The organism is Pseudomonas sp. R-28-1W-6, assembly GCF_009799925.1.
Lineage (GTDB): Bacteria > Pseudomonadota > Gammaproteobacteria > Pseudomonadales > Pseudomonadaceae > Aquipseudomonas.
The window spans coordinates 64,275-77,116 of the sequence record NZ_WELK01000010.1 but is presented as its reverse complement, the minus strand read 5'-3'; the positions used below and the strand labels follow the sequence as shown (position 1 = coordinate 77,116).

Sequence of the window (12,842 nt, the reverse complement as noted above, 5' to 3'; positions counted from 1 at the left end):
GTCTGGGGCAGTTATTGCGTTTTCTGCAACAGAGTCGACCTGGCAGCGGGTTTTATTCGCTTCCGCATGGCGATTCGGCCTGTCGGCTGCATGGGCGCCGCTTGCCATCGGCTCAGGCGAAGCTGTAGATATCCATGCCCAGGGCGCCATAGGTAAAGCCGCTGTGTTCGACCTTGAAGGCGCCGCCGGCGCCGCGGGCGAAGTACAGCGGCAGCAGGTGTTCGTCGCTGGGGTGGTTGCGCCGGGCCTGCGGGGCCTGGCGGCGGTAGTCGTGCAGGGCGCTCTCGTCGTCGGCCTGGAGTTTTTCCACCATCCAGTCGCGAAACTCCTGGGCCCAGGGCGTGATGCTGTCCGGGCCGGCGCGCCAGTCCAGTTCGCCGAGGTTGTGGGTGATGCTGCCGGAGCCGATCAGCAGCACGCCCTGCTCGCGCAGGCTGGCCAGGGCCTGGCCGACGCGGGTCTGCAGCGCCGGGCCGAGCTGGCTGGGCAGCGACAGTTGCACCACCGGGATATCGGCCTGCGGGTACATCAGCGACAGCGGTACCCAGGCGCCATGGTCGCGGGGCCGCTGCTCGTCCAGGTGCGCCTCCAGGCCGGCGCTGATCAGCAGCTGCTGGGCCTGTCGGGCCAGTTCCGGCGAGCCGGGGGCCGGGTACTGCACGGCGTACAGCGGCGCGGGGAAGCCGCCGAAGTCATGCCAGGTGCGCGGCTGGGGGGCGTTGCCGAGTAGCAGTTCCTGGCTTTCCCAGTGCGCGGAAACCACCAGCACCGCCTTGGGCCTGGGCAGCTCGCTGGCCAGGCGGGCGAGGGCCGGGCCGCTGGCGCCGGGTTCCAGGGCGAGCATGGGGGAACCGTGGGAAATGAACAGAGATGGCAGCATGAGCGGCGCCTTGCAGTAGGATGTGGCCATCTTCCGGCCGGGGAGCTTGGGCTTCCAGCGGAAATTTTGCGGCTTATTGATCGAATTTTCAGGAGGGAAGGTGGAGCACGACTTCTGGCAGGAACGTTGGGCATTGGGGCAGATCGGTTTTCACCTGGAGGAGGTCAATCCCTATCTGCAGCGCCACTGGCCAGACCTGGCGCTGGAGCCGGCCAGCCGGGTGCTGGTGCCGTTGTGTGGCAAGAGCCTGGATCTGCTCTGGCTGGCGGCCCAGGGGCATGCGGTGCTGGGCGTGGAGCTGGCGGAGAAGGCGGTCGAGGACTTTTTCCTCGAGCAGGGGCTGGTCGCCGAGGTGGAGGTGCGCGGGGCGTTCCGTATCCACCGTGCCGGCAACCTGGAACTCTGGTGTGGCGATTTCTTCGCCCTGAGTGCCGCCGATGTGGCCGGCTGCCAGGCGCTGTACGACCGTGCGGCGCTGATCGCCTTGCCGCTCGAGTTGCGCGAGCGTTACGTGCGCCACCTGGCGCAGATCCTGTCGCCGGCCTGCGCGGGGCTGCTGGTGACCCTGGATTATCCGCAGGAGCAGATGGCCGGGCCGCCCTTCGCCGTGCCGGTGGAGGAAGTGCGGCGCCTGCTGGAGGCGGATTGGCAGGTGCAGGCACTGGAGACGGTCGATGTGCTGGGGGAGAACTGGAGGTTTCTCCAGCGCGGCCTGACGCGGCTGGACGAGGCGGTCTATCGCCTGTGTAAGCGGCGCTGATGGCGTTGCCGTCGTGAAGCGGCTGCTGCGTGAAAACAAAAAAGGGCGACCCGCGGGTCGCCCTTTTTTGTTGGCGTGGTGCTTAGCCGCGCTGGCGCAGGGCCTGGATACGCTCTTCCAGCGGCGGGTGGCTCATCAGCAGGCCGGCCAGGCCGTGCTTCAGGCCGCCATTGATGCCGAAGGCAGTCATGCTGCTGGGCATCTGCACCGGCACGCCCTGTTCGGCACGCAGACGCTCCAGCGCACCGATCATCGACGCGGTGCCGGCCAGGCGGGCACCGGCGTCGTCGGCGCGGAATTCGCGTTTGCGCGAGAACCACATGACGATGATGCTGGCCAGGATGCCCAGGACCAGTTCGGCGAAGATGGTCGCGATGAAGTAGCCGATGCCTGGGCCTTCCTCATTCTTCAGGATCACCTTGTCGACGAAGTTGCCGAAGATGCGCGCGAAGAACATCACGAAGGTGTTCACCACGCCCTGGATCAAGGCCAGGGTGACCATGTCGCCGTTGGCCACGTGACCGATCTCGTGGGCCAGCACGGCTTTCACTTCGTCCGGCGAGAAGCGCTCCAGCAGGCCCTGGCTGACCGCGACCAGGGCGTCGTTCTTGTTCCAGCCGGTGGCGAAGGCGTTGGATTCGTAAGCGGGGAAGATGCCGACTTCCGGCATCTTGATCCCGGCGTCACGAGCCAGTTCTTCCACGGTCTGCAGCAGCCACTGTTCGTGGCGGGTGCGCGGCTGGGTGATGATCTGGGTGCCGGTGCTCATCTTCGCCATCCACTTGGAGATGAACAGCGAGACCAGCGAGCCGGCGAAGCCGAATACGGCACAGAAGACCAGCAGGCTGCCGTAGTTCTGACCGGTGAAGCGATCTACCCCCAGCAGTTTGAGGGTGATACTGGCGATGATCAGCACCGCCAGGTTGGTGGCCACGAACAACAGAATGCGCATCATGGTGTAAAGCTTCTCCTCAGGCGAGAGACGTTCTGATAATGCAGGCTATATAGGGGCGTAGCCCTGCCATCTTCAACCCGGTGACTATTTCAAACTATGTCCCGGGCCGGATTTAGAGCGCTCTCGAACAGCAGGCGGGTCAGTCGGGCGACCTTTTCGCTGTTGTGCAGCGACAGCGCCTCGCGCAGCTGCCAGGCCAGGGTGGCCTGCACCCGGCGCACCGCCGGTGGTGTCGGGTTGTCGCCGGCCGGCAGGCTGTGCGGCACGCCGCGGGACAGGCGCAGGAAGCCCTTTTCGCTGAGCACGGCCTGGTCGAGGGCGTCGTAGCCGATGGTCGAGTCGTAACGCAGGTAGCCTTCCTCGGCCAGCCACAGCAGGGCGCCCAGGCAGCTCTGGTGGCGCTTGCTGGGCAGGCCGAACTCGTCCGGTTCCTCGCGGCCGATCAGGTCTTCCACGTACAGCGCGATCTTGCGCGGAAAGGCCTGGTAGAGCAGGAGCATGCCGGCAGCGGCATCCTTGTAGAACTCGTCGATCTGCAGATCCATGGCGCGGGCTCTTGGATGGCGCGGGCGGCCAGGCCGCCCGCGGGCCGGTTACTGACGGTAGGACTTGAGGAAGTTGCCGATCCGCCCGATGGCCTGTTCCAGCTCGTCCACGCGCGGCAGGGTGACCACGCGGAAGTGATCCGGCCACGGCCAGTTGAAGGCGGTGCCCTGGACGATCAGCAGCTTCTCGGAGAGCAGCAGGTCGAGGACGAACTTCTCGTCGTTGTGGATCGGGCAGACCTTGGGGTCGATCTTGGGGAAGGCATAGAGCGCGCCCATCGGCTTGACGCAGCTGACCCCGGGGATGTCGTTGAGCAGCTCCCAGGTGCGGTTGCGCTGCTCCAGCAGGCGGCCGTTGGGCAGTACCAGGTCGTTGATGCTCTGGTAGCCGCCCAGCGCCGTCTGGATCGCATGCTGGCTCGGCACGTTGGCGCACAGGCGCATGTTGGCCAGGATGTCGATGCCTTCGATGTAGCTCTGCGCCTTGTGCTTGGGCCCGGAAATCGCCACCCAGCCGGAGCGGAAACCGGCCACCCGGTAGGACTTGGACAGGCCGTTGAAGGTCAGGCACAGCACGTCGGGAGCCAGGGACGCGGTGGAAATGTGCTGGGCGGCGTCGTAGAGGATCTTGTCGTAGATCTCGTCGGAGAAGATCACCAGGTTGTGCTGGCGCGCCAGTTCGACGATATCCAGCAGCACTTCGCGCGAGTACACGGCGCCGGTGGGGTTGTTCGGGTTGATCAGCACCAGGGCCTTGGTGTTCGGCGTGATCTTGGCGCGCATGTCGGCGATATCCGGGAACCAGCCGGCCTGCTCGTCGCACAGGTAGTGCACCGGCTTGCCGCCGGCCAGGGCGGTGGCCGCGGTCCACAGCGGGTAGTCGGGAGCCGGGATCAGCACCTCGTCGCCGTTGTTGAGCAGCGCCTGCATGGCCATCACGATCAGCTCGGAGACGCCGTTGCCCAGGTAGATGTCCTCGATGCCGACGCCTTCCACCTGCTTCTGCTGGTAGTACTGCATCACCGCCTTGCGCGCGCTGAACAGGCCCTTGGAGTCGCTGTAGCCCTGGGCGGTGGGCAGGTTGCGGATCACATCCTGGAGGATTTCCTCCGGGGCTTCGAAACCGAACGGCGCCGGGTTGCCGATATTCAGCTTGAGGATGCGATGGCCTTCCTCTTCCAGGCGCTTGGCGTGCTTGAGCACTGGGCCGCGAATGTCATAGCAGACGTTGGCGAGCTTGTTCGATTTGCTGACCTGCATGATCCTGTAGTCCCGATAGTAAATGCCGCGCGGTGCAGCGCCGGACCCGGCGATGGGCCCCTTGTCGCGCTGTAACGCAGCAGCCAGACTGGCGTCCAAAGAGGGACGCATGATACGTGCGGCCCGATGCCCGGAAAAGGTACAGGTCGGGCTTTTTTCTACCTCTGAGGTGTACCCCATGGCAAAGATCGAGAAACCCCTGGAAGCCTGGCGCGGCGAGCTTTCCGACGAGCAGTTCCATGTCTGCCGGCTGGGCGGCACCGAACGCGCCTTCAGCGGCGAGTATCACGACAGCAAGGTGCCCGGCATCTATCACTGCGCCTGCTGCGGCGAAGCGCTGTTCGACTCGGATGCCAAGTACGACTCCGGCAGCGGCTGGCCCAGCTATTTCCAGCCGGTCAACGCCGAGGTGATCGCCGAGAAGGCCGACTTCAGCCACGGCATGCAGCGCGTCGAGGTCAAGTGCGCCAAGTGCGATGCCCACCTGGGGCACGTGTTCCCGGATGGGCCGCGGCCGACCGGGATGCGCTACTGCATCAATTCGCTGTCGCTCAAGCTGGTCCCGCGCGAGTAGCGCGGCGCCGCTCGGCCAAGGCTCGCCGATCGGCGGGCCTTATTTTTCGACAATTGAATTGTGTGCAATTCAATTGCTAACTATATTGTCCGGGTTCCCAATCCATTCGGAGTGTCACCCCATGCACGACAAGTTGCTTGATATCCCGGTCACCACCATCAAGGGCGAGCAGAAGACCCTGGCCGATTTCGGCGGCAAGGCCGTGCTGGTGGTCAACACGGCCAGCAAGTGTGGTTTCACCCCGCAGTACAAGGGCCTGGAAAGCGTCTGGCAGCAGTACAAGGACAAGGGCCTGGTCGTGCTCGGCTTCCCCTGCAACCAGTTCGGCAAGCAGGAACCGGGTGACGAGGGGACGATTTCCGAGTTCTGCGAGCTGAACTTCGGCGTCAGCTTCCCGCTGTTCAAGAAGATCGACGTCAATGGCAGCGACGCCCACCCGCTGTTCGTGCAGCTGAAGAAGCGGGCCCCCGGTCTGCTGGGCAGCCAGGGCATCAAGTGGAACTTCACCAAGTTCCTGATTGGCGCCGACGGTCAGGTGGTCAAGCGTTTTGCCCCCGCCACCAAGCCCGAAGACCTCAGTGCCGAGATCGAAGCCCTGTTGCAATGAGCCCGGTGGATGACAACGACGCCGCCCAGCTGCTGCTCGACAACCAGCTGTGCTTCAAACTCTACGCCGCCTCGCGCGCGGTGACCCGGGCCTACCGGCCGATGCTCGACGAGCTGGGCCTGACCTATCCGCAGTACCTGGCCATGCTGGTGCTGTGGGAGTGGCAGGCAGCCCCGCCGCCGCAGCCGACGGTCAAGGCCCTGGGCGAGCGGTTGCTGCTCGACTCCGGGACCCTGACGCCGCTGCTCAAGCGCCTGCAGCAGCTGGGCCTGGTGCTGCGTCAACGCTCGCCGCGCGATGAGCGCGAGGTGCACCTGCGCCTGAGTCAGGCCGGCATGGACTTGCGCGAGCGGGTCCTGCCCCTCAAGCGCCGCCTGCTGTGCGAAAGCGCTATCGATCTCGGCGAACTGGAGGGACTGCGCCAGCCCCTCGGCAGCCTGCTCAAGCTGCTGGGCGCGCCCTGACTCAGCGCGCCGTGGTGACGGGCAGCCAGTTGTCCAGCAGGGCGGTGAGGTCTTCGCGACGGAACGGCTTGGCCAGGTAGTCGTTCATCCCGGCGGCCTGGCAGCGCTCGCGTTCGTCGGGCAGGGCGTTGGCGGTCAGCGCGATGATCGGCAGGTTCGGCCAGCGCCCGCTCTGGCGAATGCGCCGGGTCGCTTCGTAGCCATCCATCACCGGCATGTTGCAGTCCATCAGCACCAGGTCGACCGGGTGCTTCTCCAGGTAGCTGAGTGCCTCGCCGCCATGGGCGGCGACGGCGACCTCGCAACCGAGCTTGGCGAGCATGCCCTTGGCCACCAGCTGGTTGACCGGATTGTCCTCCACCAGCAGCACGTGGGCCTGGCGCAGCTTGTCCAGGTGCGGGCTGCTGGCGGGTTCGCGGCTGTCCTGGCGCGGCTGCAGCAGACGCTGCAGGGCCTGCTGCAGGGCGCTGCGGGCCAGGGGCCGGGCCAGCTGCTCGAACGGCGCCAGTTCGCTGCTCTGTGCGCTGCTGATGAAGCCGCCATAGGCCGCCACCAGCAGCAGCGGGGCGCCGCTGGCCTGGCGCAGTTCGCGCAGGCGTTCGGCGCTGTCGCAGATCAGCAGATCGGCCTGCAGGCCGGCCAGGCTGGCATCGCTGTCGTAACGGCGCAGGCTCAGCCCCCAGTTGCCCAGCCAGCTGCCGAGCAGCTCGGCGAGGCCGCTGTTGGCCGGGCAGAAGACTGCGACCCGGCCGCTGAGTTTCGGCCAGGCGAGGGCTGCGGCATGGCTGGGCAGGGGCAGCTCGGCGCAGAACTGGCTGCCGAAGCCTTCCTGCGAGTTGACGCTGAGCCGCCCGTGCATGGCTTCGCACAGGCGCCGGGTCAGGGCCAGGCCCAGGCCGGTGCCGCCGTACTGGCGGGTGATGCCGGCGCCGGCCTGGGTGAACGGCTGGAAGATCCGCGACTGGGCTTCCTCGGCGATGCCGATGCCGGTGTCGCTGACCAGGATGCGCACCCCGCTGGCGCTTGGGCTGACGTGCACGTCGACGCGGCCGAAGCGGGTGAACTTGAGGGCGTTGGACAGCAGGTTGCTGACGATCTGGCGTACCCGGGTCGGGTCGCCGAGCAGCTGCGCCGGCAGGCGCGGGTCTATCAGGCAGGTCAGTTCGACATTCGGCCCGGCATTCTGCGACAGCAGGCTGGCGGTCTCTTCGACCAGGCTGCCGAGGTCGAAGGGGATCTTTTCCAGCTCCAGTTGCCCGGCTTCGAACTTGGACAGGTCGAGGATGTCGTTGAGCAGTTCCACCAGCACCTTGCCCGAGTCGTGGGCGATCGACAGCTGCTGGCGCTGTTCCACATTCAGCGGCCCGTCCAGGGACAGGGCCAGCATGCCGAGCAGGCCGTTGAGCGGGGTACGGATCTCGTGGCTCATGTTGGCCAGGAAGGCGGCGCGCGCCTGAGCCATGTCCAGGGCCGTGCGGCGGGCTTCCTCCAGCTCGCGGTTGGACAGGGTCAGGCGGGCGTTGGTGGCCTTCAGTTCGGCGGTGCGCGCCGAGACGATGTTCTCCAGCTCGGCCAGGTACTGGGTCAGGCGGTCCTCGGCCTCGCGGCGCTGGCCAATTTCCTCGTGGATATTGGTCAGCTGGCGGTTGGTCACCGCCACCAGGGTGCCGATCTCGTCCTGCTCATGGCCGGGCGGGCAGGGCACCGGGGTGAAGTCGCGGCGCGGGTCGCGGTCGCTCAGGGCGCGGATCACGCCGATCAGCGGCTTGGTCAGCATGGCGTAGAACAGCACCAGCAGGATCAGCGACAACAGCAGGCTGCGCACGAAGCCGGTGAGCAGGGTCAGCACCGCGCGGCGCAGGAAGTCGCTGCCGAAGGCGAAGGTGTCGACCTCCAGGCGCAACAGGCCGAGTGGTTCGTTGGGCGCGTGGCTGACGAACAGTTGGTCGACGAACAGGCGGCGCTTGCCGAACAGGAAGTCGCTGAACAGGCGGTAGTCGCTCTGCGCCGCAGCGCGCTCCACCGAGGCCAGGGTCATGCCGCTGTTGTCGATGATCTCGGCGCGCATCACCGCCGGCGAGCGCAACAGGCCGAGCACCAGTTCCTGGGCCAGTTCGGCGTCGATGTTGTAGGCGATGCGTGCGGCCGGGTTGTGGCTGATTTCCAGCAGCGAGTTGATTTCCAGATCGATTGCGGCATCTTCGCTGGCATAATCCAGGCTGACCTGGATCAGGCTGAGCAGGGTTCCCAGGATAAACGCCACCAGCACCGTGAGACTGGCCTGTTTGAACGACAGGCGGTGGGTGAGTGATATATCCATGGAGAGTGGGTGTGTTCCTGAGTCCGTGCGCCAGCCAAGCATAGCCCATCGCACCCTGCTGCCGGCAGGGGCGCTTTTGAGGAGTGAGTCGTGGATTCCCGCTTGAACAGTTTCTTACAACGCGCCGAAGCGGTGCTGGAGCGTCTCGATCCGCTGTTGCCGGTGCCCCGGGTGGCGCTGGACTGGAGCCAGACGGTGGCGGCCCGCTGGTTTCGCGAGGGCCATGGCGGCTATCTGCAGCCTTTGCAGGTCAGCCTGGACCTGAGCCTGAACGATCTGGTCGGCATCGACATGCAGCGCGAGCAGCTGGCGCGCAATACCTGCCAGTTCGTCGGCGGGCTGCCGGCCAACCATGTCCTGCTGTGGGGCGCCCGCGGCACCGGCAAGTCCTCGCTGGTGCGGGCCCTGCTGGCCGAGCATGCCAAGTCCGGGCTGCGCCTGATCGAGATCGAGCGCGATTACCTGGCCGACCTGCCGCGGGTGGTCGAGCAGCTGGCGGGCTTGCCGCAGCGCTTCGTGCTGTTCTGCGACGACCTGTCGTTCGAGGCGGGCGAGGGCGATTACCGGGTGCTGAAGAGCGTGCTGGATGGCTCGCTGGAGCGCGCCCCGGACAACGTGCTGCTGTATGCCACCTCCAACCGGCGCCATCTGGTGCCGGAGAAGGAGAGCGACAACGACAACTGGCAGCGCGTCGAGGGCGAGCTGCATCCCAGCGAGGCGGTGGAAGACAAGATTGCCCTGTCCGACCGTTTCGGCCTGTGGCTGTCGTTCTACCCCTTTACCCAGGAGCATTTCCTCGCCGTGGTGCGCCACTGGGTCGAGGTGCTGGCGGCGCAGGCCGGCCTGCAGTGGCAGTGGAGCCATGAGCTGGAAATCCTGGCCATCCGCTGGGCGCTCGGGCGCGGCAACCGCAATGGCCGCTGTGCCTACCAGTTCGCTCGTAGTTGGGTCGGCCAGCAGTTGCTGGGGACTGATCAATGATCGATTTGGCTGGGGTCGGGCAGGGGCAGTCGGGCTATGCCTTGTTGGCCGCGCAGCTGGAGGCCCTGCTGGCGGGCGAGCGCGACTTCATCGCCAATAGTGCACAGTTCGCCGCCTTCCTGTTCCATGAGCTGGAGGGGTTGAACTGGGCCGGCCTGTACCTGAACCGGGACGAAGAACTGGTGCTAGGGCCTTTCCAGGGCAAGGTGGCCTGCGTGCGCATTCCTTTCGGGCGCGGCGTGTGCGGGGCGGCGGCCAGCAGCCGGCAGACCCAGCGGGTCGATGACGTGCATGCCTTCCCCGGGCATATCGCCTGCGACGCGGCCTCCAGCAGCGAGCTGGTGGTGCCGCTGGTCAAGGATGGCCGCCTGATCGCCGTGCTGGACCTGGATAGCCCGCGCCCGGGGCGTTTCACGGCCGAGGACCAGGCGGGGGTCGAGCGCCTGGCGCAGATCTTCCTGGCGTCGAGCGACTGCTGAACACCGCATAAACGAGAAAGCCCGGCAATGCCGGGCTTTCTCGTTCAGGAGGCTTGGCGACTGCCGTGCTTGCTCAGTCGTAGATGTTCTTCTTCTTCCAGTCGTCTTCCTCGAACGACTTGAGGCCATCGGTCAGCTCGCTGTGTTCGTCGGCCGTCGGCTTGGTCTTTTCCAGCACCATGCTGTTGGCGTTGGCCAGCAGCTGCTCCAGCTGCTGCAGCTGGTTCTTGTAGCGGTTCGCGTCGGCCTGCTTGCGCAGGTACTGCACGCCGCGCTCGTAGGCCAGGCGGGCCTGGCCGGGCTGGCCTTGCTGCAGGGAGTGCTGGCCGAGAGTGGTGAAGAACTCGTAATGCAGTTGCACCAGGATATGGCGGATCTCGCCGATCCAGCGCTTGGCCTCGTTGGCGGGCAGCGCGCCATCCTGCGCGGCGCGTGTTACCAGGCCATGGAAGTTCTCCAGGAGATAGCGCACATCCTTGGCCTTCACCTCGCTGGCGATCGGCTGGGGGGCGTTGCGCACCGGGATGTCCTCGCCCTTGGCGACCCAGTCGCGCAGCTCGGCGATGCGGTTGCGCAGGTTGGAGCTCTGCTTGTCCAGCGGCAGCAGGCGGTCACTGTAGTGAAGTTCTAGGCGGCTCAGGAGGAGTTTCAGTGCCGGGCTCATCAGTTGCCCCGGCATGTTCTCGGAAACTTCACGGCTGCGACGCACGCGGTCATTGAGATCAGCCTTGCGCCGGGCTTTTTCCAGCTTGCTGTTCTCCACCATATGGTTGATGTAGCCGATCGCGATGAGTAGCACGATACCGACGACGATCAAGGCGGTGATGACGAGTGGGGACACCGGTGAACCTCCCGAACGCTAGTTTTTCCCGAGTGTAGTGCCTTGGCCTTCCTACTCCTAGCACCGTATCAATTTCAGTAGCGAAGTCATTGATTTAGAAAAAGTTTTGAATGAGGGTTGACGCTCCCCGAAAGGCTCCATAGAATGCGCGCCACTTTAAGCGAGTTAGTGAAAGCCGACACGCTGGAAGTTGGGATGCTGTTACAAGCTCCTGGCCACGTCCCCTTCGTCTAGTGGCCTAGGACACCGCCCTTTCACGGCGGTAACAGGGGTTCGAGTCCCCTAGGGGACGCCATGTTTGCGGGAATAGCTCAGTTGGTAGAGCACGACCTTGCCAAGGTCGGGGTCGCGAGTTCGAGTCTCGTTTCCCGCTCCAGTTTCACGAAGCGCTGCTTTTCGTAGCGGTGCTTCGATTAGCGTTACAGGGTCGATGGCAACATCGCCTGGAAACACCGGAAAGCTGTTGTAAGCTCCGGGGCACGTCCCCTTCGTCTAGTGGCCTAGGACACCGCCCTTTCACGGCGGTAACAGGGGTTCGAGTCCCCTAGGGGACGCCATGTTTGCGGGAATAGCTCAGTTGGTAGAGCACGACCTTGCCAAGGTCGGGGTCGCGAGTTCGAGTCTCGTTTCCCGCTCCAAATAAACAAAAACGCCGCTCAATCGAGCGGCGTTTTTGTTTGCGCGCGATTCAGCGCCATGCAAAAAAGGCCCGCCGGTCATGCCGTGCGGGCCTTTTTCGTGGGTGCCCCTGATGCGGGGCGCTGCGCCGTCAGTGTTTGGGGCTTTCCGGCGGCAGGGCCAGCAGCTGCTTTTCCTGGTTCCAGTCGAAGGGCTCGCCATTGGCCTCGGCTTCGTAGCGGCGCTCGTCGAGGGCCTGGTACAGCTCGATCTCCTCGTCCGGCATGAAGTGCAGGCAGTCGCCGCCGAAGAACCACAGCAGGTCGCGCGGCACCAGGTGGGCGATCTGCGGGTAGCGGTGGAAGATCTGGCTGATCAGGTCCTGGCCCAGGTACAGGCTGTTTTCCGGGTCTTTCGGCAGTTCCGCCAGCAGTTCGTCATAGCGCTCGAGGAACAGACCGTGGGTATCGTCTTCCACCAGTTCGGCTTCGCCCAGGGCGACCAGGATGCCGCGCAGGTGGGTGAGCAGGGCGAGGTGGTGGTCGAGGTGGGAGGCAGCCATGGCAATGATCCTGATTGAAAACGAGCGCGGCAGTATAGGGCGCCAGGCGCCTGCTGTCCCGGCTTGCTGGTCGGCAACTCCATATAGGTAGCTGCTGCCGGGCCGGCATGGCGACAAGGCCGGTGAGCTTGGCCGGATCGCCGCTTTCGCCGCACTGCTGCCTCGATAGACTGGGACAAAGCCTCGGGAGCGTGCCATGCCGTCCTACCTTCAAGCCGGTCAGTTCATCGATAGCGACCATCCGCTGGTGGTCGAGTTCGCCGAAACCTGGCGCGACGCCAGCGCCGATCCGCGCGAGCAGGCGGTCAGCCTGTACTACGCGGTGCGCGACCAGATTCGCTACAACCCCTACAGCTTCAGTCGCGATCCCGAAACCCTGAAGGCCAGCCATGCGCTGGCCGCCGGCGAGTCCTACTGCGTGCCCAAGGCGCTGCTGCTGGCGGCCTGCGCGCGACATTGCGCCATCCCGGCGCGCATCGGCCTGGCCGATGTGCGCAATCACCTGTCCAGCCCGCGCCTGCTGCAGATCCTCCGTAGCGAGGTGTTCGCCATGCATGGCTACACCGAACTGCTGCTCGACGGCCGCTGGGTCAAGGCCACGCCGGCGTTCAATTTGGCCCTGTGCAAGGTGTTCAAGGTGGCGCCGCTGGAGTTCGATGGGCGCACGGACAGCGTGTTCCACCCGTTCAACCAGCAGGGCGAGCGCTACATGGAGTACCTGGCCGATCACGGCCAGTTCGACGACTTGCCGGAGGCGCTGTTCTTCGGTCATCTGCAGCGCTGCTACCCGCATCTGTTCGCCGCCGATTCGGCGTTTCTGCAGGGCGATCTGCAGGCCGAGGTGGCCGCCATGCAAGCTATCGATAGTTAACATCAGCATTCGCGGCTTTTTTCTTGCGCCGAGTCTGGGTAGGGTGCAGGCCATGCAGGCTCCGCTAACCTGAAACATCAGGTTGCAAATGCCGTAAAGAGCCCCTACCTAAGCCTTTCCTTTTG

At 65.2% G+C, this 12,842-nt stretch carries 14 protein-coding genes and 4 tRNA genes; 11 read left to right on the top strand and 7 right to left on the bottom strand.

Features of this window, described 5'->3' with window-relative positions; translation table 11 throughout:
- Positions 1 to 112: 112 nt before the first annotated feature.
- Positions 113 to 880, bottom strand: coding sequence for a class III extradiol ring-cleavage dioxygenase (locus tag F3I62_RS16450; RefSeq protein WP_160490719.1), 768 nt, complete (start codon positions 878 to 880; stop codon positions 113 to 115).
- 100 nt (positions 881 to 980) lie between these two features.
- Between F3I62_RS16450 and F3I62_RS16445 the strand changes: the two genes are divergently transcribed.
- On the top strand, positions 981 to 1,640 hold the full coding sequence (locus tag F3I62_RS16445; protein WP_160490718.1) for a thiopurine S-methyltransferase: 660 nt from the start codon (positions 981 to 983) through the stop codon (positions 1,638 to 1,640).
- Between the two features lie 82 nt (positions 1,641 to 1,722).
- Here F3I62_RS16445 and htpX read toward each other — a convergent pair whose 3' ends face one another.
- From htpX to F3I62_RS16430, 3 genes are all read right to left on the bottom strand, one after another.
- A complete protein-coding gene (htpX, locus tag F3I62_RS16440) occupies positions 1,723 to 2,595 on the bottom strand; it encodes a protease HtpX (RefSeq protein ID WP_160490717.1) in 873 nt (290 codons plus the stop codon).
- An 89-nt stretch (positions 2,596 to 2,684) separates the two neighbouring features.
- Complete coding sequence (locus F3I62_RS16435) at positions 2,685 to 3,140, bottom strand: hypothetical protein (RefSeq protein ID WP_160490716.1); 456 nt, start codon at positions 3,138 to 3,140, stop codon at positions 2,685 to 2,687.
- 48 nt (positions 3,141 to 3,188) lie between these two features.
- Positions 3,189 to 4,400, bottom strand: a complete 1,212-nt coding sequence (locus F3I62_RS16430) for a pyridoxal phosphate-dependent aminotransferase (RefSeq protein ID WP_160081192.1) — start codon at positions 4,398 to 4,400, stop codon at positions 3,189 to 3,191.
- A gap of 178 nt (positions 4,401 to 4,578) precedes the next feature.
- On the opposite strand from F3I62_RS16430, the gene msrB reads away from it, so the two are divergent.
- The 3 genes from msrB (at position 4,579) to F3I62_RS16415 (ending at position 6,045) form a co-directional block, all read left to right on the top strand.
- Positions 4,579 to 4,974, top strand: a complete 396-nt coding sequence (gene msrB, locus F3I62_RS16425) for a peptide-methionine (R)-S-oxide reductase MsrB (protein ID WP_160490715.1) — start codon at positions 4,579 to 4,581, stop codon at positions 4,972 to 4,974.
- Between the two features lie 121 nt (positions 4,975 to 5,095).
- A complete protein-coding gene (locus tag F3I62_RS16420; RefSeq protein WP_160490714.1) occupies positions 5,096 to 5,581 on the top strand; it encodes a glutathione peroxidase in 486 nt (161 codons plus the stop codon).
- On the top strand, positions 5,578 to 6,045 hold the full coding sequence (locus tag F3I62_RS16415; RefSeq protein ID WP_160490713.1) for a MarR family winged helix-turn-helix transcriptional regulator: 468 nt from the start codon (positions 5,578 to 5,580) through the stop codon (positions 6,043 to 6,045). Before F3I62_RS16420 ends, F3I62_RS16415 begins: the two co-directional genes overlap by 4 nt.
- Position 6,046: 1 nt before the next feature.
- On the opposite strand, the gene F3I62_RS16410 is transcribed toward F3I62_RS16415, so the two are convergent.
- Positions 6,047 to 8,365 carry a response regulator gene (locus F3I62_RS16410; protein WP_160490712.1) on the bottom strand — a complete coding sequence of 773 codons (2,319 nt, stop codon included), beginning with the start codon at positions 8,363 to 8,365 and terminating at the stop codon, positions 6,047 to 6,049.
- A 90-nt stretch (positions 8,366 to 8,455) separates the two neighbouring features.
- On the opposite strand from F3I62_RS16410, the gene F3I62_RS16405 reads away from it, so the two are divergent.
- Both F3I62_RS16405 and F3I62_RS16400 read left to right on the top strand, forming a co-directional pair.
- On the top strand, positions 8,456 to 9,346 hold the full coding sequence (locus F3I62_RS16405; protein ID WP_160490711.1) for an ATP-binding protein: 891 nt from the start codon (positions 8,456 to 8,458) through the stop codon (positions 9,344 to 9,346).
- Positions 9,343 to 9,825 carry a GAF domain-containing protein gene (locus F3I62_RS16400; protein ID WP_160490710.1) on the top strand — a complete coding sequence of 161 codons (483 nt, stop codon included), beginning with the start codon at positions 9,343 to 9,345 and terminating at the stop codon, positions 9,823 to 9,825. The genes F3I62_RS16405 and F3I62_RS16400 overlap by 4 nt, the downstream gene beginning before the upstream one ends.
- Before the next feature lie 73 nt (positions 9,826 to 9,898).
- Here the strand turns inward: F3I62_RS16400 and F3I62_RS16395 are convergent, their stop codons facing one another.
- The gene (locus tag F3I62_RS16395) at positions 9,899 to 10,666 is read right to left on the bottom strand and encodes a hypothetical protein (protein ID WP_160490709.1); all 768 of its coding nucleotides are present in this window, start codon (positions 10,664 to 10,666) and stop codon (positions 9,899 to 9,901) included.
- 219 nt (positions 10,667 to 10,885) lie between these two features.
- Between F3I62_RS16395 and F3I62_RS16390 the strand changes: the two genes are divergently transcribed.
- From F3I62_RS16390 to F3I62_RS16375, 4 genes are all read left to right on the top strand, one after another.
- Positions 10,886 to 10,961, top strand: a tRNA-Glu gene (locus F3I62_RS16390).
- A gap of 5 nt (positions 10,962 to 10,966) precedes the next feature.
- A tRNA-Gly gene (locus tag F3I62_RS16385) sits at positions 10,967 to 11,042 on the top strand.
- A 105-nt stretch (positions 11,043 to 11,147) separates the two neighbouring features.
- Positions 11,148 to 11,223: transfer RNA gene (locus F3I62_RS16380), tRNA-Glu, on the top strand.
- Positions 11,224 to 11,228: 5 nt separating this feature from the next.
- Positions 11,229 to 11,304: transfer RNA gene (locus F3I62_RS16375), tRNA-Gly, on the top strand.
- A 131-nt stretch (positions 11,305 to 11,435) separates the two neighbouring features.
- Here the strand turns inward: F3I62_RS16375 and F3I62_RS16370 are convergent.
- Positions 11,436 to 11,846, bottom strand: coding sequence for a PA2817 family protein (locus F3I62_RS16370; RefSeq protein ID WP_160490708.1), 411 nt, complete (start codon positions 11,844 to 11,846; stop codon positions 11,436 to 11,438).
- Between the two features lie 196 nt (positions 11,847 to 12,042).
- On the opposite strand from F3I62_RS16370, the gene F3I62_RS16365 reads away from it, so the two are divergent.
- Positions 12,043 to 12,717, top strand: a complete 675-nt coding sequence (locus F3I62_RS16365) for a transglutaminase family protein (RefSeq protein WP_160490707.1) — start codon at positions 12,043 to 12,045, stop codon at positions 12,715 to 12,717.
- Positions 12,718 to 12,842 lie beyond the last annotated feature (125 nt).